The 20,706-nt window shown below is 63.0% G+C and carries 18 protein-coding genes; 8 read left to right on the top strand and 10 right to left on the bottom strand.

All coding sequences use genetic code 11. The annotated features are described in order from the left end of the window. Nucleotides 1-49: 49 nt before the first annotated feature. Complete coding sequence (locus tag ASC80_RS02165; protein ID WP_056292483.1) at nt 50-1,393, bottom strand: hypothetical protein; 1,344 nt, start codon at nt 1,391-1,393, stop codon at nt 50-52. 213 nt (nt 1,394-1,606) lie between these two features. Here ASC80_RS02165 and ASC80_RS02160 point away from each other — a divergent pair, with 213 nt between their 5' ends. Further along, complete coding sequence (locus ASC80_RS02160) at nt 1,607-2,008, top strand: META domain-containing protein (protein WP_056292482.1); 402 nt, start codon at nt 1,607-1,609, stop codon at nt 2,006-2,008. 11 nt (nt 2,009-2,019) lie between these two features. Here the strand turns inward: ASC80_RS02160 and ASC80_RS02155 are convergent, their stop codons facing one another. The 9 genes from ASC80_RS02155 to purU all read right to left on the bottom strand — a co-directional run bounded on the left by ASC80_RS02155 (nt 2,020) and on the right by purU (nt 11,671). Next, nucleotides 2,020-3,984: an AI-2E family transporter gene (locus ASC80_RS02155; protein WP_056295452.1), complete on the bottom strand. Its 1,965-nt coding sequence runs from the start codon at nt 3,982-3,984 to the stop codon at nt 2,020-2,022. A gap of 198 nt (nt 3,985-4,182) precedes the next feature. Next, nucleotides 4,183-4,437 (bottom strand): hypothetical protein, encoded by a 255-nt coding sequence (locus ASC80_RS02150; RefSeq protein ID WP_056292481.1) that lies wholly within the window; start codon nt 4,435-4,437, stop codon nt 4,183-4,185. A 175-nt stretch (nt 4,438-4,612) separates the two neighbouring features. Continuing rightward, entirely contained in the window at nt 4,613-5,731 is a 1,119-nt protein-coding gene (locus ASC80_RS02145; RefSeq protein ID WP_056292479.1) for a cobalamin-independent methionine synthase II family protein, read from the bottom strand. 22 nt (nt 5,732-5,753) lie between these two features. Beyond that, complete coding sequence (locus ASC80_RS02140) at nt 5,754-6,494, bottom strand: ABC transporter ATP-binding protein (protein WP_056292478.1); 741 nt, start codon at nt 6,492-6,494, stop codon at nt 5,754-5,756. Continuing rightward, complete coding sequence (locus ASC80_RS02135; RefSeq protein ID WP_056292476.1) at nt 6,487-7,239, bottom strand: ABC transporter ATP-binding protein; 753 nt, start codon at nt 7,237-7,239, stop codon at nt 6,487-6,489. The genes ASC80_RS02140 and ASC80_RS02135 overlap by 8 nt, the downstream gene beginning before the upstream one ends. Beyond that, entirely contained in the window at nt 7,236-8,261 is a 1,026-nt protein-coding gene (locus tag ASC80_RS02130) for a branched-chain amino acid ABC transporter permease (RefSeq protein WP_056292475.1), read from the bottom strand. Before ASC80_RS02130 ends, ASC80_RS02135 begins: the two co-directional genes overlap by 4 nt. 7 nt (nt 8,262-8,268) lie before the next feature. Further along, on the bottom strand, nt 8,269-9,138 hold the full coding sequence (locus ASC80_RS02125; RefSeq protein ID WP_056292473.1) for a branched-chain amino acid ABC transporter permease: 870 nt from the start codon (nt 9,136-9,138) through the stop codon (nt 8,269-8,271). A gap of 249 nt (nt 9,139-9,387) precedes the next feature. Further along, the gene (locus tag ASC80_RS02120) at nt 9,388-10,569 is read right to left on the bottom strand and encodes an ABC transporter substrate-binding protein (RefSeq protein ID WP_056292471.1); all 1,182 of its coding nucleotides are present in this window, start codon (nt 10,567-10,569) and stop codon (nt 9,388-9,390) included. Nucleotides 10,570-10,807: 238 nt separating this feature from the next. After that, nucleotides 10,808-11,671: a formyltetrahydrofolate deformylase gene (gene purU, locus ASC80_RS02115; protein WP_056292470.1), complete on the bottom strand. Its 864-nt coding sequence runs from the start codon at nt 11,669-11,671 to the stop codon at nt 10,808-10,810. A gap of 228 nt (nt 11,672-11,899) precedes the next feature. Here purU and ASC80_RS02110 point away from each other — a divergent pair, with 228 nt between their 5' ends. The 7 genes from ASC80_RS02110 (at nt 11,900) to ASC80_RS02080 (ending at nt 20,627) form a co-directional block, all read left to right on the top strand. After that, entirely contained in the window at nt 11,900-12,742 is an 843-nt protein-coding gene (locus ASC80_RS02110; RefSeq protein WP_056292469.1) for a uroporphyrinogen-III synthase, read from the top strand. Nucleotides 12,743-12,828: 86 nt separating this feature from the next. Beyond that, complete coding sequence (locus ASC80_RS02105; RefSeq protein WP_056292467.1) at nt 12,829-15,285, top strand: CaiB/BaiF CoA transferase family protein; 2,457 nt, start codon at nt 12,829-12,831, stop codon at nt 15,283-15,285. Between the two features lie 338 nt (nt 15,286-15,623). Continuing rightward, nucleotides 15,624-16,856, top strand: coding sequence for a branched-chain amino acid ABC transporter substrate-binding protein (locus ASC80_RS02100; protein ID WP_056292465.1), 1,233 nt, complete (start codon nt 15,624-15,626; stop codon nt 16,854-16,856). Between the two features lie 84 nt (nt 16,857-16,940). Continuing rightward, nucleotides 16,941-17,888, top strand: a complete 948-nt coding sequence (locus tag ASC80_RS02095) for a branched-chain amino acid ABC transporter permease (RefSeq protein ID WP_056295449.1) — start codon at nt 16,941-16,943, stop codon at nt 17,886-17,888. Beyond that, nucleotides 17,885-19,186: a branched-chain amino acid ABC transporter permease gene (locus ASC80_RS02090; RefSeq protein ID WP_056292463.1), complete on the top strand. Its 1,302-nt coding sequence runs from the start codon at nt 17,885-17,887 to the stop codon at nt 19,184-19,186. The genes ASC80_RS02095 and ASC80_RS02090 overlap by 4 nt, the downstream gene beginning before the upstream one ends. Beyond that, a complete protein-coding gene (locus ASC80_RS02085) occupies nt 19,183-19,932 on the top strand; it encodes an ABC transporter ATP-binding protein (protein ID WP_056292462.1) in 750 nt (249 codons plus the stop codon). The genes ASC80_RS02090 and ASC80_RS02085 overlap by 4 nt, the downstream gene beginning before the upstream one ends. Next, entirely contained in the window at nt 19,932-20,627 is a 696-nt protein-coding gene (locus tag ASC80_RS02080; protein WP_056292460.1) for an ABC transporter ATP-binding protein, read from the top strand. The genes ASC80_RS02085 and ASC80_RS02080 overlap by 1 nt, the downstream gene beginning before the upstream one ends. Nucleotides 20,628-20,706 lie beyond the last annotated feature (79 nt).

Below are 20,706 nucleotides of genomic sequence, written 5' to 3'. Positions count from 1 at the left end.
TTCCTTCTCGCTTATCGCTGCGGCTGGTTCATGAATTTCTCTGGAATCGTCAGTCGCGGCGACGCGAGATGACGTAGGACTCGTCGTAGAACCACAGCCCGTTATGCTTGCGCAGAACGTCTCGTGTGGCATCGAGATAGCGACCGCTTTGGGTGACTTCCGTCAAGCGGTCATCTTCGACCTGAGCGACATACACCGCCGCGTTCCATGCTGCAAAGGCCGTTGAAGTCCCGATCGGACCGGTGACCTCGTTGGGCAATGCTTCCATATCGTATCGGAAGATGGAGCGGTTATCGGCGTATGCGTTGAAATTGAGGTCGCGCGCGGCAGACCCAAGCTCGTATTTTACCGTGCGCAGTAGCTCATGGCGGCTGAGAGAGAAAGGATTTTCTCCCGGCCATACCGACTGGACGATCTCCATGCCGGGATCGTGGCCGTAAGAGTGGATTCCTATCAATCGCCCTCCCGCGCGTAGCGACCGTGCCAGCGGTGCGATGATCCGTTTGGACCTGAAATTGAGCGAAGATTTGGCCCGGTAAGGCTGGGAGGCGATCACGAGGTCAAAATTCGCCTCGACCTTGCCGGCCCGGGGAATGATCGAATCCAGCAGAAACCGGTGATCCTCCCGGTACAGGACGATCACGATCGGCCGCTCATAGACCGGCATGCCGGAGCGCGACGAAACGCTGGCGCGCCAGTTGTCCTCGATAAACGGCTCCAGCTCGGCGATCTGCTCCTCGAACTCCCCGGACGAGTTGCCGGTCAGCGCCACCTCGCGCCAGATCATCCCGGCAGCGGCAGCAGGCGATTTCGGCGCCAGCCACGGGGCCTCGGCATAATTCATGTTGGTCAGCACGAACACCGTCGCAGGATGCTCGAACAGCCGGTCCGGCACCTTGTCGAGGGTCAGGCGGACGTCCTCGAGGCTGATCTCCTTGCCGGCGATATAGAACGGCATGTGCGGGAAGCGGCCGTGCATCGACCGCATCACCCGCGCCAGCACCGTGCCGTCCCCCACGCCCGCGTCGAATACCCGCAGTGCGGGTGGGCGCGGATGAATGCTCCCCAACTCCAGCGAGACGCGCTGGGCAATCACCCGCTTCTCGCTGCAGGTATGGACGAACAGCAGATATTTCTGGCGGTTCTCGAAGAACCGGAAATTGCCGCGGGGATCGCGTCGCTCGATCGGCGGCTCCGGCGGACGCGGCACCGGCGCACTGTCGCCGAGGAACGCCTGAATCCGCTCCAGCGTATCGACGGTGATGCGCTTGCCCTCACGCAGCCGCTGCACCAGTTTGCCGTCGTTGACCGCATGGCGGCCGAACGTCGACTCGGCCATATCCGCCTGACGGCAGTAATCCGATATCTGTGCGAGCAGCGGTTCGTTTCTCATGCGAGCGGTGGGCAGACCTTGCGTGGGCAGAAATTTGTGGGCAGAGTTCATTTGATGCGCGCTTCCTACCACCTTCTGCCCACCTTTGAAACCCGTGACTCAGGCTAAAATCGCACTTCTTGCGAAATATCCCGCCTTCAAACAGCCGCATCTCCCGACACGTCTGGGTGGGCACCCGCAACGAACCGGCCCGTTCGCCGCCCGGAGAACCTCATGTTTCCCAAACCGCTCGCCGCAGTCTTTCTCTTTTGCGCGATCGCCCTGCCCGCCACTGCCGGTGCAGCATCGCCGCAGGGGCGCTGGCTGGCGGAAGACATCAACGGCGGCGGCGTCATCGACCGACTGCAGACCACGCTGGAATTGGGCACCGACGGCAAGGTGACCGGCATGGGCGGCTGCAACCGCTACATGGGATCCGCGACCGTCACCGAAAGCACGATTTCATTCCGGCCGATGGCCAGCACGCGTAAGGCCTGCTCGCCGGCTGTCATGGATCAGGAGAACAAGTTTCACGCTGCGCTCACCACGGTGGCGTCATGGCGGATCGAGCAGACCAAGCTGCTGCTGCTCGACAAGGACGGAATTGAACTGATGCGCCTTAGCAAGCTGAACTAGCGCGCCATTCGTCAGCCGGCGACACGCAGGGTGGCGCCGTGAGCCGTTGGCGTCTTGTCCTTGCCGGCCTTTGCGGAAGGTTGTGCGAGATCGAGGCAATATTGCGCGGCGGCGCTCAGGGTGGTTGCGACCGCATCGGCCCTCACCGCCTCGTCCATCGCCGCGCTGTTCTCACCCATCCAGTAACACACCAGAATTTTCGCCTGCGGCAGCTTGCGCCGCAGTCTGCGCACCACATAGCGGGTGTGCGCGGGACTTGAATCGTCGAGCGCGGAGACACAGACCAGCGCGACACCTTCACCGTCGAGACGGAAAATCGCGGGGCCCGCGACATCGCCCTTCTTCGCCACCCGCGCACCGAGGCCGTGCTTGGTCAGGACCTGCGCCAGAATCAGCGCGGCAGCCTCGTCGAGATCGCTGCGTTCGGCGACACACAGCACCGGCTGCTCGGCCTGCCAACCTTGCGGCAGACCTTCCTTGATCAGGAACGGCAATTCGGGCATCGGCATCGCGGCATAGTCGATGGCCGCCTCGGTTTCGGCGTCCTGAGCATCGCCGGTCCGCCTCGTATCGGCCTCGTCGGACAGATCCTCGATCAGTTCGGCGACGTTGTCGCGGATTTCCGCAAGCTGCTTCGCATCCAGGCGTTCGCGCAACACATCGTTCTGTGCGAGCTTGAGGCCGCGCAGCGCGACATCCTCGTAGTATTCCGACAGCGAGCGTTCCTTGAGAAATTTCTCGGCCTTCTCCACCGCCTCGGCCGGATCGTCAGCCAGCATACGCTGGTAGAAGATTTCCGGCGGCGACAGCGCTGGCCGGTCGCCCAGCAGAATGTCGAAAAACTTCAGCCGGTCGACGTGACGGCCCAGCACCACGAGGCACACCGTGAGCGGCGTCGCCAGCACAAGGCCGATCGGCCCCCATAGCGCGGTCCAGAATGTCGCGGAGACGACGACGGCGAACGGCGAGAGGCCGCTGCTATGGCCGAACAGCATCGGCTCGATGATGTGGCCGACGATTAGTTCAGTGCTCAGGATCAGCACGGCCGTCCAGATCAGCATCGACCATCCGGGATCGACGGCAATCGAGAGGGTGAGCGGGAAAAATGCCGCGATGAACGCACCGATATACGGCACGAAGCGCATGATGCCGGCAAGGATGCCCCACAGGATCGCGCTCGGCACGCCGACCACCCAAAGCCCGAGACCGATCACCACGCCGAAAGCCGTGTTCAATCCGAGTTGCGACAGGAACAGACTGCTGAGGCGGCTTGCGGCATCGTCAATGGCCGATGTTGTCTTCTGCAAGTCGTGCGAGCCGGCGAGCTTGATAAGCCGGTTTCTCAAATCCTCGCGCTGGAAAAGAATGAACACCACGAAGATGATCACGACGCCCACCGTTGCGAGCGGATGAAGCAGCGGGGCGATCAGCGAGGTAATGCTTTCCAGCGCGGTCGGCGGCGGCGGGCGAACTTCCACCGGGATCGGACGCACTGCCTCGGCTTCGGCTTCGGGCGCAGGCGCGGTGGACGGCCCGCGAGTCGGCGCCTTGGTTTCCGGCCTGTTCAGCTCCTTGCCGAGGCCCTGCAGAATATCGGCCGCGCGCTCCAGCGGACCCGCGGTCGTCGCACTTTTCAGGGACAGAATCTTCTGGTGCATGGTCACCTGATAGGCCGGCAGCCGCTCCGCAAGCTGCGTCACCTGCGAGACGATCACGCTGCCGAGCCCGAACAATACTAGGAAAGCGACGATGACGACGATCGGCACGGCCGCCGCACGCGGCAGATGCCAGCGCTCGAGAAAATCGACCGGGGGCGCGAGGACGAAACTGAGTAGAATGGCCAGCGCGATGGGGACAAAGATTTCCCGTCCGACATACAGACCGGTAATCACGAGCGCGGCGATGATGGCTGTCGAAAGCGCACGACCGGCGCGAGCACCTGCTCCATCCGGGTAGAGCGTCGCGTCGGTTTTCAATTCGTCCTCCGTCGCCGCACGGCGCAGCACCCATTAACGGCGATGGGGGAAACTGGTTCCATATCCGGCCGCGCCCCCGCGATGCGGATCAAAAAAGCCGCCGCCGAACGAACGGCAGCGGCTGAGATTCGACCGACGATGCCTGATGCCATGCATCCGGCATCGCGATCGCACCAGTTCTTGAGTTATCTTGCCAAATTACTTCTTGGGCGTCTCAGCGGACGAATCCTTGCCCATCGGCTGAGCCGGACTTGTTTGCGGCTTGGCCGACGGCTGCGACGTTCCTGACGAGCCGGTGGTCGACGGCGTCATCGTGCCGGGCTTGTCCTTCTTCATCATGGTGTCCGACTTCTTCATCGAGTCAGACTTTTTCATGCCTTCCGCGGACGCCATGCTCGAAACGCCTGCAATCAATCCGGCCGCCAGAACAGCGCTCAAAATTTTCGAATTCATTATGCGATCTCCCCTTGCATTGGATGCGGGAAATCAACGACCGCTACTCGTGATCGTTCCGGGCATTACGCAGTTCCATGCGAATCTTTCGATCCACAGGGAACTGCCGAAGCCGAATTCGCGCCAACATTAAAATCCGGTCATGTCAGAAGCGGCGCGCGCCAATGAAGAGAGATTATTTGCCCCATAACTCCTGCGCGACATCGACGGCCAGTGTCAGCTTCGCCCATTGCTCGTCTTCGCTGAGGATGTTGCCCTCCTCGGTCGAGGCGAAGCCGCATTGCGGCGAAATCGCCAGTTGATCCAGATCGACGAATTTGGCGGCTTCCTGCATCCGCACCATCACGGCGTCCTTGCTCTCAAGCTCGCCGAACTTCGAGGTGATGACGCCGACCACGACAACCTTGTTGCCCTTCGGCAGGAAACGCAGCGGCTCAAAGCCGCCGGCACGCTCGGAATCGTATTCGAGGAAATAGCCGTCGTAGTTGATGCCGGCGAGCAATGTCTCCGCCACCGGCTCGTAGCCGCCCGACGAAATCCAGGTCGAGCGGAAATTGCCGCGGCAGACATGTGTGGTGATGACCATGTCGCTCGGCCGCTCGGCGATCGCGTAGTTGATGACGCGCGCATAAATCTGCTGGAAGTTGTCCGGATTCTCGCCGCGCTTGCGCACCTTATCCAGTTCGTCCTGCGAACACAGATAGGCCCACACGGTGTCGTCGAACTGCAAGTAACGACAGCCTGCATCGTAGAACGCCTTCACCGCCTTGCGATAGGCCTTGGCGAGATCCTCGAAGAACGGTTCGAGATCGGGATAAATGTCTTTCGAGATCGCGTTGCGGCCGCCACGGAAATGCAGCACCGACGGCGACGGGATCGTCATCTTCGCGGTGACGCCCGCGACATCGCAATGCTTCTTGAGAAACCGGAAGTGATCGAGCATCGGATGGTCGAGCGGGAAGTCGATCTTGCCGATGACGCGAACGTTGTCATGGCGGGTCTGGACGCCGGCGAACTGGATGCCGGTCTCGGGATGATACAATTCGCAGCCGGTGAGATGGCTGAGAAAATCGAAGTGCCACCACGAGCGGCGGAATTCGCCGTCGGTCGCGAGTTTCAATCCGATCTGCTGCTGCTTGTGGACGACCTTCTCGATCTCGATGTCCTCGATGCGGCGCAACTCATCGGCCTTGATCTCGCCCTTCTCCAGTCTGGCGCGCGCCTCCTTGATGCGCTGCGGACGCAGCAGGCTTCCGACTTCATCGGCGCGAAAAGGAGCTCTGGTTCTTTGCATGGTTGTTTTCTCCCAACTTAAATCAAACTGGCCGGCCGGCGTGGTTCTGCCTGTCCGAAGCGCCCGCGACGCCGAGGTGACGCTCCAGCGCCGCAGGATCAGCCTTGAGTTCCGCGCTGGTCGCATCGTGCACGATCGTCCCGCGATCCAGTATCACGGCACGGTCGGCAAGACCCAGAATCTTTTGCGCGTTCTGCTCGACGATGATCGAGCAGGTGCCGCCGGCGCGCGTGATCTCGCCGAGCGCGCGCAGCAGTTCCTCGACGATAATCGGAGCAAGCCCCTCGGTCGGCTCGTCGAGCAGCAGCACCTTGGGATTGAGTGTCAGCGCGCGGCCGATCGCCAGCATCTGCTGTTCGCCGCCGGAGAGTTCATTGCCGAAATTCCTGCGCCGCTCGGCAAGACGCGGAAACATCTCGTAGACCCGGGCGATGGTCCAGGGTCCTGGCTGCGCCACCGCGCTCATGTTCTCCTCGACGGTAAGCGAGCGGAAGATGTTGCGCTCCTGCGGCACCCAGCCGATTCCGGCGCGGGCGCGCTGGTCGGCGCGCAGCCGCGTGATGTCGTGGCCGCCGACCCGGATCGTGCCGCCAAAACGGCGGGTGACGCCGACGATGGAATTGATCAGCGTGGTCTTGCCGGTGCCGTTGCGCCCGAGCAGCGCCAGCACCTGCCCCTCGCCGAGACTGAGTGTCATCTGCGGCAGCACCACGGCCTCGCCGTATCCGGCGCGCAATCCTTCGATGGACAGCAGCTCAGACATCGGCGCCCTCACCGAGATAAACCGCCTTCACGCGCGGATCGCGCGCAACCTCCTCGGGTGTGCCCTCGACCAGGATCGATCCGGCCACCATCACCGAAATCCGGTCGGCAAACGAAAACACCAGATCCATGTCGTGTTCGATCAGCAGCACGGTCACATCGCGCGGCAGGCTGGCGACAGCGGCGAGAATATCGTGACGCTCGCTTTCCGGCACGCCGGCTGCCGGCTCATCGAGCAGCAGCACGCGCGGCCGGGTGGCGATGGCGACCGCGATCTCCAGCAGCCGCTGTTTGCCGTAAGGCAGTGTCGCGGTGCGCTCGTTCATGGCGTCGAGCAGATGGAAACGCGACAGGTGTTCCGCGATCTCGCCGTTGACTTCGGCGTGGGTGCCGAGCCGCCGCCACCAGTCGCCGCCGTGGCCCATCCGCTCGGACACCGCGAGGCCGACAGTTTCGAGCGGCGTCAGATCCGGATAAAGCTGGTTGATCTGGAAGGTGCGTGACAGCCCGCGCAGCACCCGCTTGTGGACCGGGAGCGACGTGATGTCCGATCCTTCGAGCAGGATGCGGCCGCTGTTTGGCTTCAGCACGCCGGTCAGCAGATTGATCGCCGTGGTCTTTCCGGCGCCGTTAGGGCCGATCAGCGCATGACGCGCGCCGGCTTCGACCTTGAGCGATAGATCGCGGGTGACGGCCAGCGCGCCGAATGTCTTTTCGAGATTGACGGTTTCGAGCGCGATGGTCATGACGCGCCTCCGTCCGCCGCGGGCGCGGCATCGCGCCGGAACAGCTTTTCGATCCGCCGCGGCCCCCATTGCGCCCAGCGCTGGATGCGCTCGCGGCCGATCAGCACCACGATGACCAGCACGAGCCCGATCCAGAACTGCCAGTATTGCGGCGTGATCGTCGAGAAGAATTCCTGCAGCAGCTTGAACGCCACCGCGCCGATCAGCCCGCCGTAGAGATAGCCGGTGCCGCCGAGCACCAGCACCAGCAGCAGATCCGCCGAACGCTCGAACGAGAACACGTCGAGCGAGGCGAGCGCCGTGCTCTGCGTGAACAACCCTCCGGCGATGCCGGCGTAGAACGCGGCGATGGTGTAGATCGCGATCAGGCGGCGATTGACCGGAATGCCGATGGCAGCCGCGCGCAGCGGATTGTTCTTGATTGCGCGCAGCGACAGCCCGAACGGCGAATGAACCAGATGCCGCGCCACCGCGAACAGGATGAACAGCACGACCAGGCAGTAGATAAACGCGGTCCGCCCGAAGATGTCGAACGCGAACAGTCCGAGCAGCGGCTCCATCACGATGCCCTGCAAGCCGTCGAAGCCGCCGGTGATGTCGGAGAATTTATTGGCGAGTTCGCGCAGCACCAGCGCGATGCCGAGCGTCACCATCAGGCGCGTCAGGTCCGATCCGCGCATCACCAGGAAGCTGGTGAGGAATCCGAGCAGCGCGGCGGCCAATCCCGCAACGGCCAGCGCCAGCACCGGCTGCGGGATCGCGCCATGAACGGCGAGCAATCCGGCGGTGTAGGCGCCGATTCCGAAAAACGCCGCGTGGCCGAGCGAGATGATCCCAGCGTAACCGAGGATCAGATCGAGCGACAGCGCGAACAGCCCCAGCCACGCCATTTCGGTGAGGATCAGATAGCGGTTCGGAAACACGAAGATGGTGGCGACCGCGAACAGCCAGAACGCGATCTCGCTCCAGCGCCAGCGCGCCAGTTCGGCAAACCGTTCGCCGAGGGGTTGATGATGCGCCATCACGAACTCAGCGCGCTGCCGTGCGGCCGAACAGGCCGTGCGGACGCCACAGCAGCAGCACGATCATCATCGCATAAATGACGAAAGCGCCGAGCTTCGGCACATAGTATTTTCCCGCGACGTCGCCGATGCCGAGCAGCAGCGCGGCGAGAAACGGGCCGGTCATCGTCGAGGTGCCGCCGACCGCGACCACGATCAGCACATAGATCAGAAACTTGAGCGGGAAATACGGATCGAGGCCGAGGATCTCCGCGCCGAGCGCCCCGCCGAGGCCCGCAAGCCCTGACCCAAATGCAAACGTCAGCGCGAACACCTGCGGCACGTTGATGCCGAGACCGCTGGCGGCGCGCGGATCGTCGACCGCGGCACGCAACCGGCTGCCGAAACGGGTCCGCGCCAGGATCAATTGCAGCGCGATCGTCAGCAGGCCGCAAATCACGATGATCATGAGGCGATAGCGCCCGACGCCGACGCCGAAAATGTTGATCTGGCCATGCAGCCAGTCCGGCAGTTTCACGAACACCTGGGTCGAGCCCATGATGTAGTCGACCGCCGCCACCGACATGAAAACAAGACCGACGGTGAACAGCACCTGATCGAGATGGCTGCGCCCGTACATGTAGCGATAGACGCCGCGCTCCATCACCGCGCCGAGCAGCGCGCTCGCCAGAAACGCCACCGGCAAGGCCGCGAAGAACGGCACGCCGTAGCCGTTGACGATGACCGCGCAAATATAGCCACCGGCCATCGCGAACGCGCCGTGCGCCAGATTGACAAAATTCATCAGGCCGAGCGTCACCGCCAATCCGCACGACAGCACGAACAGCAACATGCCGTAGGCGATACCGTCGAACAGGATGGTGAACAGCGTGGTCATATGGAGATGGCTTCGCTTCGCGTATTCCGGCGGATGATGTTCGCTCTTTTATCCCTCCCCCTTGTGGGGAGAGTGGCGCGTCGAGAGCGAAGCGAGCGATGCGCCGGGTGGGGGTGCACGATGAGCCGCGCTGGCCGAGGCCACCCACCCCGGCCTCCGCTTCGCTCGGCCGACCCTCCCCACAAGGGGGAGGGAAACCTTGATGCTTGCGTTGTCAGACGCGACGCAGGAAGTAGCGCCAACACACTCTCACTTCTTCGTCTTGCCCGGATCCTTGACGGCCTCGAAGGTGGCGAATTCGACGTTGTAGAGTTCGCCATCCACCTTCTCGACCTTACGGATGTAGATGTTCTGCACGATGTCGCGGGTCTCCGGATCGATCGAGATCGGCCCGCGCGGGCTTTCCCACTTCATGCCCTTCATCGCCGCGATCAGGGAATCGCCGTCGGCCTTGCCGCCGGTTTTCTTGAGCGCTTCGTAGATCAGGTGGATGCCGTCATAACCGCCGACCGCCATGAAGCCGGGACGCTGGCCGTAGGCCTTCTTGTAGGCCGCGACGAAATCCTTGTTCATCTGCGACGGATGCGCCGCCGAATACAGATGCGCGGTCACGGCACCCAGCGCCGCATCGCCCATGCTGTTCAGCAGGTCGTCGTCCATCACGTCGCCCGGCCCGATCACCTTGATGCCGCTCTTGTCGAGACCGCGCTCGGCATATTGCTTCATGAAGGTGCCGCCCTGCCCGGCCGGCACGAACACGAACATCGCGTCGGGCTTGGCGTCCTTCATGCGCTGCAGGAACGGCGCGAAATCCGGATTGGCCAGCGGCACTTTCACTTCCTCGACGATCTCGCCGCCGGCGGCGGTGAAGTGATCCTTGAAGAACTTCAGCGCGTCATTGCCCGGCGCATAATCCGAGGTCAGGGTCGCAACCTTCTTGATGCCGTTCTTGGCGGCCCAGTCCCCGATGATGATCGACGACTGGCCGAGGGTGAAGCTGGTGCGCACGATGTAGGGCGAACGCTCGGTAATGATCGAGGTGCCCGCCGCCATCACGACCTCAGGCACCTTGGCCTGCGTCGCCAGCGGCGCGGCCGCCAATGCCGACGGGGTGATGCCGAAACCGGCGATGACATTGACCTTGTCGTTGACGATCAATTCCTGCGCGGCGCGCTTGGTGTTGTCGGGAACGGTGCCGTCGTCCTTGAGCAGGATTTCGATCTTCTTGCCGGCGACGGTGTCGCCATGCTGCTTCATGTAGAGTTTGACCGCGTTGTCGATCTGCTTGCCGGTCGAGGACTGGCCGCCGGTCATCGGCAGGATCAGCCCGATCTTGACCGAGTCCTGCGCCTGCGCGCCCGGCATTGTCGCCACGGCCAGCAGCGCCGCACCGGCCGCCGCCAGCATCAATTGTGTCGGACGAACGAACATGAACCATCTCCCTCGCATGTCATTGTGCCAAGGCCGCGTCTCCGGCCATTGCGGTTATCCTAGCTGAAATGCACGTGGCGGCGCAAAGGCGCAATAGCGCGCGACGCCATGTCGATGCTGGACGCCAGCCATCTGTAAGCCGCCGGCCCCGGCTGGCCAATGCGACGATTGAACGACGACCGCCAAGGATGCCGTCAAGAGTGCGGCGCAACGAAGGCCCGGCAACGCGTGGGCCGCCTCAGTCGGTGAAGACCACCGTTTTGCGGCCGTTCAGGATCACACGGTCCTCGAGGTGGTAGCGCAATGCGCGCGCCAGCACCCGCCGCTCGATGTCGCTGCCCTTGCGGACGAGGTTGTCCGGGGAATCGCGATGGCTGATGCGCTCGACGTCCTGATCGATGATCGGGCCTTCGTCGAGATCGCCGGTGACATAATGGGCCGTCGCGCCGATCAGCTTCACGCCGCGCTCGTGAGCCTGATGATAAGGCTTGGCGCCCTTGAAGCCCGGCAGGAACGAATGGTGGATGTTGATGCAGCGGCCGGACAGCTTGCCGGCAAGGTCGTCGGATAAAACCTGCATGTAGCGCGCCAGGACGACGAGGTCTGTCTGGGTGTCTTCGATCAGTTTCCAGATCGCGGCTTCCTGCTCGCCCTTGGTGGCGCGCGTCACCGGCAGATAGTGAAACTGGATATCGCCGAATTCCATACCGTTATAGGTCTCGCGCGGATGGTTGGACACGATCGCGGTCGGGATCATCGGCAGTTCGGTATGGTGCCAGCGATACAGGATATCGGCGAGGCAATGGTCGAACTTCGACACCATCAGCAGGACCCGATGATGGGTGGAGCGGTCCCGCATCTGCCACTCCATCCCGAACGGCTTGGCGATGGCGCCGAAGCCGCCGCGCAGGGTCGCCAGATCCGAGGTCCCGGCGGTGGGATTGAACATCACCCGCATGAAGAAATTGCCGGTTTCGATGTCGTCATATTGCTGGGCGTCGAGAATGTTCTGGCCGCTGGCGAACAGGAAGGTGGACACCGCCGACACGATGCCGGGCCGGTCGGGGCACGACAAGGTCAGGACGAACTGCTGCTGTGACATGGCAAATCTTCTGGCAATCTTCTGGAAGGCGTCGTTGGACCGGCGCCGCGAAGGCGCCGCCGCAGACAGGGGGAGAATTCGCCTCCGTCTAACACCGCCGCCCTCTTGCGCCAATCCCGCCTGGGACCACAATAGGGTCACGAGACCAAATGATAATGTGTCATTCCGGGGCGGCCGTGCTGCCGGTCAACGACGGCACGTTTAAAGGCGGAGTTTCAAAGGAAAGTCATGGCGGACAGGCTGATCGGCTACCGGATCCTCATTCTGGAGACGCGCGAGGAAGCGCAGTTCTCGCGGCTGCTGCAAGAACAAGGCGCCGACGCCATGCAATGCCCGATGTTCACCATTCATGACGCGCCCGACTCCGGGCCGGTCGAAGCCTGGATTCGTCGCGCCATCGAACGGCCGTTCGACGATCTGGTGCTGATGACCGGCGAAGGCCTGCGGCGGCTGATGAAAGTCGCGAGAAAAATCGACGTCGAGCAGGCGTTCGTCGCGGCCATCGGACGATCGCGCACGTTTGCGCGCGGGCCGAAACCCGGCCGGGCGCTGCGCGAGATCGGCCTCGAGCCGAAAGCGGTCACCGAAACGCCGACTTCGGAAGGCATGGCGGCGCTGCTGTCCCGCTCGGACATCAAGGGTCATCGCGTCGGGCTGCAGCTTTATCCCGACAAGGATCATGCGAAACTGACCGCGGCCATCGCTGGATGCGGCGCCGAGGTCGATCCGGTGCTGCCTTATGTGTATGACGCCGAAGCCGCCGACACCAATATCGTCGCCGCCATCGACGAAATGGTTGCCGGACACATCGACGCCATCGCGTTGACGAGTTCGGGCCAGGTCCGCCGCCTTGTCGAGGTCGCGATCAAACATGGCCGCGAGGAGCAGTTGCGCGCCGGCCTTGAGCGTACGCCGATTGCATCGGTCGGCCCGGTGGTCTCCGGCGAACTGAAGACATATGGCCTGCGCACCGACATCTATCCTGCCAACGATGCTTTCTTCATGAAACCTTTGATCAGCGCGATGGCCGTGGCGCTGAACAAGGCCCCGCCCCGTCACAAGACAGGTTGAGGTTCTCAAATCGGCCGTTAACATCCGTCCACAAAACTGAAACGCGACCGAAACGTGTTGCGGCGCCAACAAGCGGATGGAAACTCATGCCCAATTTGCCCCTGTCGAAATTTCGCGTGGTCGAACTTGGAACGGGGGACACGCTGGGATATTGCGGCAAGCTGTTTGCGGATTTCGGCGCCGAGGTCATCAAGATCGAACCGACCGGCGGCGATCCGGGCCGCCGCGTCGAACCGCGCGTCGATGCCGGCAGCGGTGAACGTGAGAGCGTGCATTTTGCGTGGCTCAACACCAACAAGTCCAGCATCATCGCCGATCCTGAAACGCCCGAAGGTGCACGGCGGATCACGGCGCTGCTCGAAACGGCGGACGTCCTGCTCGATGCCCGCCATCCGCCCGTTGCCGAGTCATCGGAACTGTCTCACGCGAAATTGCGCGCAGCGATGCCGGGACTCGCGATCACCGCGATCTCATGGTTCGGCGAGCACGGCCCCTACCGCGACTACGCGGTGACGGAATCGGTGTGCCGCAGCCTTGCCGGTCTGGTGAAACTGGTCGGCCATGTCGAAGGGCCGCCGGTGTTGCCGCGCGACGGCCAGACCGGCCCGATTGCCGGCATCACCGCATTCATTCCGACGCTCGCCGGCCTTTATGGCAATGCGCATGGCGCCCGTCGCTTCGCGATCAATAATTTCGATGCGATGCTGCAGATCAGCGAATTCGACATCGGCCTTGCGCTCGAGTCCGGCTTCAGCCGCCCCCGCCCCGGCATCAACCGCTTCGGCCGCGGCTATCCGAGCGGCAACTTCCCCACCAAACACGGCTGGCTTGGCATCACCGTGGTGACGCCGGCGCAGTGGGCTGCATTCTGCCAGTTGATCGAACTGCCGGAACTGGCGAAGGAGCCGAAATATTCGGCGACCATCGGCCGCTTTCTCCACGCCGACGAACTCGGCGCGATCATCCGCCCCGTTCTGTTGCACAAGACCGCGATGGACTGGTTCCAGCGCGGTATCGAACTGCGGCTGCCGCTCGCCGTCGTGCCGGACATGAAGGAGCTTCTCGAACAGGAGGTGCATCGCAGCCGTGGTGCGTTCGGTACTGTGAATATCGGCGACGCCTCGTTCGAAGGTCCGGTGGTGCCGCAACATCTGACGCGCTCGCGCCCGTTGCCGAACGGCCGTGCGCCGCGCGCCGGCGAGCATGACAGGCAGGATTTTCCTGCGCACACGCGCACCGCAACACGCGCCGCGACGGCGAACGATCCGCTGCCGCTCAAGGGGCTGCGCATCATCGATCTCACGATGGGCTGGGCGGGGCCGACCGCGACGCGGCAGATGGCCGATCTCGGCGCCGACGTCATCAAGATCGAGTCGTGCCAGTATCCCGACTGGTTTCGCGGCACCGACACGCGTCCGCCCTATCATGAAGAGCGGACCTACGAGAAGACGCACTGGTTTCAGTACAACAACCGCAACAAGCGCGGCATCACCCTCGACCTCACCTCCGAAAAGGGATTGTCGCTGCTCAAGCAACTGATCGCCGGCGCTGACGGCGTGATCGACAACTACGCCGCCGACGTAATGCCGCGCCTCGGTCTCGGCACCGACGCGATCTTCAAGCTCAATCCGCGCGCTGTCGTTCTCACCATGCCGGCGTTCGGCATGACCGGCGCATGGAGCGGCGTACGCGCTTACGGCTCGACGCTGGAACAGGCGTCGGGCCTGCCATCGGTTACCGGGCGCGAGGAAGATCCGCCGACCATGCTGCACACCGCGCTGGGCGATCCGGTCGGTGGACTTAATGCCGCAGCCGCACTGATGGTCGGCTTCATGCATCAGAAAAATACCGGACAGGGCCAGCACATCGACCTGTCGCAGGTGCAGTGCATGTTACCGCTGGTTGCGCCCTCGATCCTCGAACAGTCCGCGACTGGCACCACCGGCCCGCGTCTCGGCAACAGGCATCCCGAATACACGCCGCACGGCTGCTTCCCTTGTCTCGGCAACGACCAATGGCTCACGCTCGCTGTCCGCAGCGACGAGGAATGGCAGGCGCTGTGCAAGGCGATGCGGCGGCCCGATCTTGCTGCCGACCCGGCGCTGGCGACGGCGGACGGACGGCGCAACGAGGAAGACCGTATCGAGGTCGCGATCCGCACCTGGCTTGCCGACGTGCGGCCCGACATCGCAATGATGACGCTGCAGGGGCTCGGCGTCCCGGCGGGCATTGCCCGGCTGCCGCAGGACCTCGCCGCCGATCCCCATTTGATGACGACCGGACACTGGCAGGTGTGCAACCGGGCATTCATCGGGCCGCATCTGGAGCCGTCGGCTGCGTATCGCGAAGGCGACGCGCTGTTGCCCTACAAGATCGAGCATCTCGCGCCGACGCTCGGCCAGCACAATGACGACGTCCTGCGCGACGTGCTGGGGCTGACCGCGGACGAGATCGCCCAGCTTGCGCAAGATCAAATCATCGGCACCGAGGCGATCGAGAAAAAGCCGGTGAAAAAGACCGACGCGAAACGCAAGGCGGGATAGCCCCGTGCCGGAGAAGACGAGGCTGCGACCGAGCGGCGGACGGATCGGCCGCATCACAAACCCGAGCGTAGCCGCGGATTGCACTAAAAACCGCGTCCCGGTACCGGACTGCATAAACCATAGGCCGATGGTTCTTCCGCTGTGCGAAAATGCACCGATCGCTGACATGCCTTTCTTGCCGCGAGCAAATTAAGGATGGCCGCGTTCTTAATTTGACCTTGGGCTTGCAGCCTGCGGAGGCTTGGACCACAATCCGGCCAACAAGATGATAGCGTGGCACGAGATCAAGATCTCGGCCGCTCTTAAGAACACGTCAAAAACCCCAAGGAGGAAAATTGATGCGTAAACTATTGATGGCTGCGGCGTTCGCGCTGCCGATGCTCGGCGGTACGGCCTTCGCCCAGGACACGGTCAAGATCGGATATATCGATCCGCTCTCGGGCGGCGGCGCCAGCGTCGGCGAAGTCGGCTTCAAGACCTACCAATTCCTCGCCGACGAATTGAACGCCAAGGGCGGTATTCTCGGCAAGAAGGTCGAGATCGTTCCGCTCGACAACAAGACCAATCCTCAGGAAAGCATCGTTCAGGCTCAGAAAGCCATCGACGCCGGCATCCGCTACCTCACGCAGGGCAACGGTTCGTCGGTCGCCATCGCGCTGTCCGAATTCGTCACCAAGTACAACGAGCGCAACCCCGGCAAGGAAGTCCTCTACTTCAACTACGCCGCGGTCGACCCGGTCCTGACCAATGAAAAGTGCAGCTTCTGGCACTTCCGCTGGGACGCGAACTCCGACATCAAGATGGCGGCGCTCACCAACTACATGAAAACCCAGCCGTCCGTGAAGAAGGTGTACCTGATCAATCAGGACTACTCGTTCGGTGAATCGGTCCGCACCGCGGCCCGCGCGATGCTGAAGGAAAAGCGCCCCGACGTCGAAATCGTCGGCGATGAAAAGCACCCCCTGCTGAAGATCACCGATTTCGCGCCGTACATCGCCAAGATCAAGGCGTCCGGCGCAGATAGCGTCATCACCGGCAACTGGGGTCAGGACATCGCGCTGCTGCTGAAGGCATCGGCCGACGCCGGTCTCAAGGTGAACTGGTACACCTACTATGCCGGCGGCACCGGCGGCCCGACCGCGATCAAGCAGGCCGGCCTGAACCATCAGGTCTTCCAGATCGCCGAGGGCGTCGCGAATATCGACCACAAGGCATCGAGGGATTTCGAAAAGGCGCTGCGTGATAAATACAACTTCGGCCTCTTCTATCCGCGTGCCGTGAATGAAATGCGGATGTTCGCCGCAGCCGCCGAAAAGGCCAAGTCGCTCGATCCGGTCAAGGTTGCGACCGCGCTCGAAGGCATGGAGTTCGAGGTGTTCAGCGGCGGCAAGGGCCATATGCGGAAGGACGATCACCAGTTCTTCCAGCCGATGTACATTGCCTCGTTCGGCGAGCGTAAGGCCGACGAGCCGTTCGATGAGGAAAAGACCGGCTGGGGCTGGCACGTGGTCGCCAAGATCGACACCGATCAGACCAACGTGCCCACCACCTGCAAAATGACCCGTCCGTAACGGATCCCGTCATAACTGCGCCCGCCGGTCTCGTCCGGCGGGCGCAGTTCTCTCTTGATCGCCTTGCAGGGAGATGCGGTCGCCGTGCTCGAATTAATCGTTATATCCACGCTCAACGGCGTTCTGTTCGGAATGCTGCTGTTCCTGATGGCCAGCGGCCTCACCGTTATCTTCAGCATGCTGGGCGTGTTGAACTTCGCGCATGCGAGCTTCTACATGCTCGGCGCGTTCTTCGGATTTCAGCTGGCGCACTGGTTCAACTTCTGGATCGCGCTGCTGGTGGCTCCCATCCTTGCCGGACTGATCGGCGCTGCCGTCGAGCGCTACGGCCTGCGCAGGGTCCATAACAACGGCCATGTCGCCGAACTGCTGTTCACCTTCGGTCTCGCCTTCGCGATCGAGGAAATCGTGCAGATCATCTGGGGCAAGAGCCCGCTCGATTTCCGTGTGCCGGATGTGCTCGAATTCCCTGCCTTCCGGATTTTCTCGACCAATTATCCTGCTTACAAGATGTTCATGCTGGCGGTGTCGATCGCCATTTTCGTCGGCCTTCTGGTCGCGCTGAAAAAGACGCGCATCGGCCTGATCGTGCAGGCGGCGCTGACGCATCCGCATATGGTCGGCCATCTCGGGCACAATGTCGGCCGCATCTTCATGATGGTGTTCGGCGTCGGCACCGCGCTCGCCGCCGTCGCCGGCGTCATCGCCGGTCCGGCGCTGGTGACGCAATCGAACATGGCCGGGCTGCTCGGCCCCATTCTGTTCGTGGTCGTTGTGGTCGGCGGGCTCGGCTCCCTGCCCGGCGCGTTCATCGCCTCGCTGCTGATCGGACTGCTGCAAACCTTCGCGGTGTCGATGAACGGATCGCTCTCCGAGGTCTTCGGACCGCTGAGCCCTGATCTCGCCAAGACGTGGCTGTCCGACATCTGGAATGTCACGATCGCTCAAATCGCGCCCATCATGCCCTATGTGCTGCTGGTGCTGATCCTGATCTTCCGCCCCCTTGGCCTGATGGGAACGCGCGAAACATGACCGATACCGTCGCAACCGTCGCCCCGCCGCGCCCGACCGCCGCCGGTCAGGCGAAGTTCTATGGCCTGTGGGTTCTCACCGCCGTCGCGCTGCTGCTGCTGCCCAGGATTTTCACCTCGGGCGGATCGCTGACGACATTCAGCCTGATCGGCATCTCGATCATCTTCGCGCTGTCCTACAACATCCTGCTCGGCCAGACCGGCCTGCTGTCGTTCGGACACGCGGTCTATTACGGCCTTGGCGGCTTTCTCGCCATTCACGCCATCAACATCATCGGCGCCAACAAATGGCCGATCCCGCTGCCGGTGGTGCCGCTGATCGGCGGCCTGACCGGGCTTACGTTCGGAATCCTGCTCGGATGGGTGTCGACCCGGCGTTCCGGCACCGTGTTCGCCATGATCTCGCTCGGCGTCGGCGAACTGGTCGCCTCCTCCGCGCTGATCCTGCGCACGTTCTTCGGCGGCGAAGGCGGCGTTTCGGCCAACCGCACCAAGCTGCTGAGAGTGTTCGACTGGAGCTTCGGCCCGCAAATCCAGATCTACTTTCTGGTCGCGGCCTGGACGCTGGCCTGCATGATCGCGATGTATGCGCTGACGCGCACGCCATGGGGCCGCATGTGTAATGCGGTGCGCGACAATCCAGAGCGTGTGGAGTTCGTCGGCTACGATCCGCACGTCGTCCGCTATATCGCGTTCTGCTTCTCCGGCTTCTTCGCCGGAATTGCCGGCGCGTTGTCCGCGATCAATTTCGAGATCGCCAACTCCGCCTATCTCGGCGCGGTGCAGTCCGGCACGGTTCTGTTCGCGACCTACATCGGCGGCGTCGCGTTCTTCATCGGCCCGATCGTCGGCGCCATCTTCGTGACGTTCCTGTCGCTGGCGCTGAGCGACGTCACCTCGGTGTGGCAGCTTTACTTCGGCCTGTTCTTCATCGCCGTGGTGATGTTCGCGCCCGGCGGCATCACCGGCCTGCTGATGATGCACCGCCCGCTGATCCGCAACGGCACGCTCAGCAAGGTGCTGCCGTGGTACGCGATCGCCTTCGTGCCGACTTTGGCGATGGTCGCCGGCCTCGCGCTCATGATCGAGACCATCGTGCATTTCACCGTCAATCCCGGCGACGACCCGCACATCCGCGCGTTCGGCGTCAGCTTCAATGCCGCGAGCCCGCTGATCTGGGTCACCTCCGCCGTCCTGATCGTCGGCGGCTTTATCATCGCGCGGCGGACATGGACCAAGGTCGGACAGGCCTGGGACGATGCCACCTCCGCCGCTCGTGAACAGGGCATCGCCGTATGACCGCAGCTATCGAACTTCGTGGAGTAAACAAGAACTTCGGCCTCACCACGGTGATCCGCGACATCAACCTCACGGTCGCGCAAGGCGAACGCCATGCCCTGATCGGGCCGAACGGCGCCGGCAAATCGACCACGTTCAACCTGATCAGCGGCTACATGGCGCCGACCTCGGGGACGGTCCTGCTCCGCGACCAGGTGATCTCGGGCCTTGCGCCCTACCAGATCAACCGCCGCGGCCTGTCGCGCAGCTTTCAGGTGACCAACGTCTTCGCGCGCATGACCGTGTGGGAGAACCTGCGCTGCTCGGTGCTGTGGGCCACCGGCCAGCGCTATGCGTTCTGGAAGAATGTCGACAACCTGCCCGAGGTGCGCGAACGCACTGCGCGCATCATGCAGGACATCGGCCTCGTCTCACGGCGAGACGTCCCGGCCGGCCTTCTGACCTATGCCGAGCAGCGCGCGCTGGAGATCGGCATCACGGTGGCGGGCGGCGCCGACGTCATCCTGCTGGATGAGCCGACCGCGGGCATGAGCCACGCCGAAACCGAACGCGCGGTCTCGCTGATCCGCCGCCTCACCGAAGGCCGAACCCTGCTGATTGTCGAGCATGACATGAGCGTGGTGTTCGGCCTCGCCGACCGCATCTCTGTGCTGGTCTATGGCCAGATCATCGCGTCGGGCACGCCGGAGGAAATCCGCAAAAATCCGAAGGTCAAGGAAGCCTATCTCGGCGAGGAGGCTGCCTGATGCTCGAAGTTCGCGATCTTCACGCCTACTACGGCAAGAGCCACATCCTGCAGGGCGTCGATATGCATATCGGCGCCGGCGAGATCGTCAGCCTGCTCGGCCGCAACGGCGTCGGCCGTTCCACCACCGTCAAGGCGATCATGGGCGAGGTCGCCCCGCATGGAACGATCAAGTTCAAGGGCCAGGACATCGCCGGGCTGCCGAGCTATCGCATCGCCCATCTCGGCCTCGGCTACGTGCCGGAGCATCGCGACATCTTCCCCGGCCTGACGGTGCGGCAGAACTTGATGCTTGGCATCAAGGACACCAAACGCCCGGGCAAGTGGAAGCTCGACGACATGCTCGAGATGTTTCCGAACCTGAAGGCGCGCGCCGACACCGCGGCCGGCGTGCTGTCCGGCGGCGAAAAGCAGATGCTGACGACGTGCCGCACCCTGATGGGCGATCCCGAACTCATCATGATCGACGAGCCGACTGAAGGCCTCGCGCCCTTGATCGTGCATCAGGTCGGCGACCTGATCGCGGAAATTGCCCGGCGCGGCGTGGCGATCCTGCTGGTCGAGCAGAAGCTGTCGATCGCGATGCGGATCTCGCACCGTGTCTACGTCATGGGCCACGGCCGGATCGTGTTCGAAGGCACTCCCGCCGAACTCAAGGCCAATGAATCGGTGCGGAAAGAGTGGCTCGAAGTTTAGGGCTTCATAAGGGAGGAACACGGACTCCATCAAGGTCGTCCCGGCGAAGGCGGGACGACGCGCGGGGGATCACGCAGCA

It is taken from the genome of Afipia sp. Root123D2 (genome assembly GCF_001425835.1).
Classification (GTDB): Bacteria; Pseudomonadota; Alphaproteobacteria; order Rhizobiales; family Xanthobacteraceae; genus Afipia.
Note: the sequence above shows the minus strand (reverse complement) of the source record. Positions and strands in the feature narration are given on the sequence as shown.

Coding starts and splice junctions, on each gene's coding strand:
- ASC80_RS02165 (WP_056292483.1), bottom strand. CDS start 1,393: ATGAGAAACGAACCGCTGCTCGCACAGATATCGGATTACTGCCGTCAG.
- ASC80_RS02160 (WP_056292482.1), top strand. CDS start 1,607: ATGTTTCCCAAACCGCTCGCCGCAGTCTTTCTCTTTTGCGCGATCGCC.
- ASC80_RS02150 (WP_056292481.1), bottom strand. CDS start 4,437: ATGAATTCGAAAATTTTGAGCGCTGTTCTGGCGGCCGGATTGATTGCA.
- ASC80_RS02145 (WP_056292479.1), bottom strand. CDS start 5,731: ATGCAAAGAACCAGAGCTCCTTTTCGCGCCGATGAAGTCGGAAGCCTG.
- ASC80_RS02140 (WP_056292478.1), bottom strand. CDS start 6,494: ATGTCTGAGCTGCTGTCCATCGAAGGATTGCGCGCCGGATACGGCGAG.
- ASC80_RS02135 (WP_056292476.1), bottom strand. CDS start 7,239: ATGACCATCGCGCTCGAAACCGTCAATCTCGAAAAGACATTCGGCGCG.
- ASC80_RS02130 (WP_056292475.1), bottom strand. CDS start 8,261: ATGGCGCATCATCAACCCCTCGGCGAACGGTTTGCCGAACTGGCGCGC.
- ASC80_RS02125 (WP_056292473.1), bottom strand. CDS start 9,138: ATGACCACGCTGTTCACCATCCTGTTCGACGGTATCGCCTACGGCATG.
- ASC80_RS02120 (WP_056292471.1), bottom strand. CDS start 10,569: ATGTTCGTTCGTCCGACACAATTGATGCTGGCGGCGGCCGGTGCGGCG.
- purU (WP_056292470.1), bottom strand. CDS start 11,671: ATGTCACAGCAGCAGTTCGTCCTGACCTTGTCGTGCCCCGACCGGCCC.
- ASC80_RS02110 (WP_056292469.1), top strand. CDS start 11,900: ATGGCGGACAGGCTGATCGGCTACCGGATCCTCATTCTGGAGACGCGC.
- ASC80_RS02105 (WP_056292467.1), top strand. CDS start 12,829: ATGCCCAATTTGCCCCTGTCGAAATTTCGCGTGGTCGAACTTGGAACG.
- ASC80_RS02100 (WP_056292465.1), top strand. CDS start 15,624: ATGCGTAAACTATTGATGGCTGCGGCGTTCGCGCTGCCGATGCTCGGC.
- ASC80_RS02090 (WP_056292463.1), top strand. CDS start 17,885: ATGACCGATACCGTCGCAACCGTCGCCCCGCCGCGCCCGACCGCCGCC.
- ASC80_RS02085 (WP_056292462.1), top strand. CDS start 19,183: ATGACCGCAGCTATCGAACTTCGTGGAGTAAACAAGAACTTCGGCCTC.
- ASC80_RS02080 (WP_056292460.1), top strand. CDS start 19,932: ATGCTCGAAGTTCGCGATCTTCACGCCTACTACGGCAAGAGCCACATC.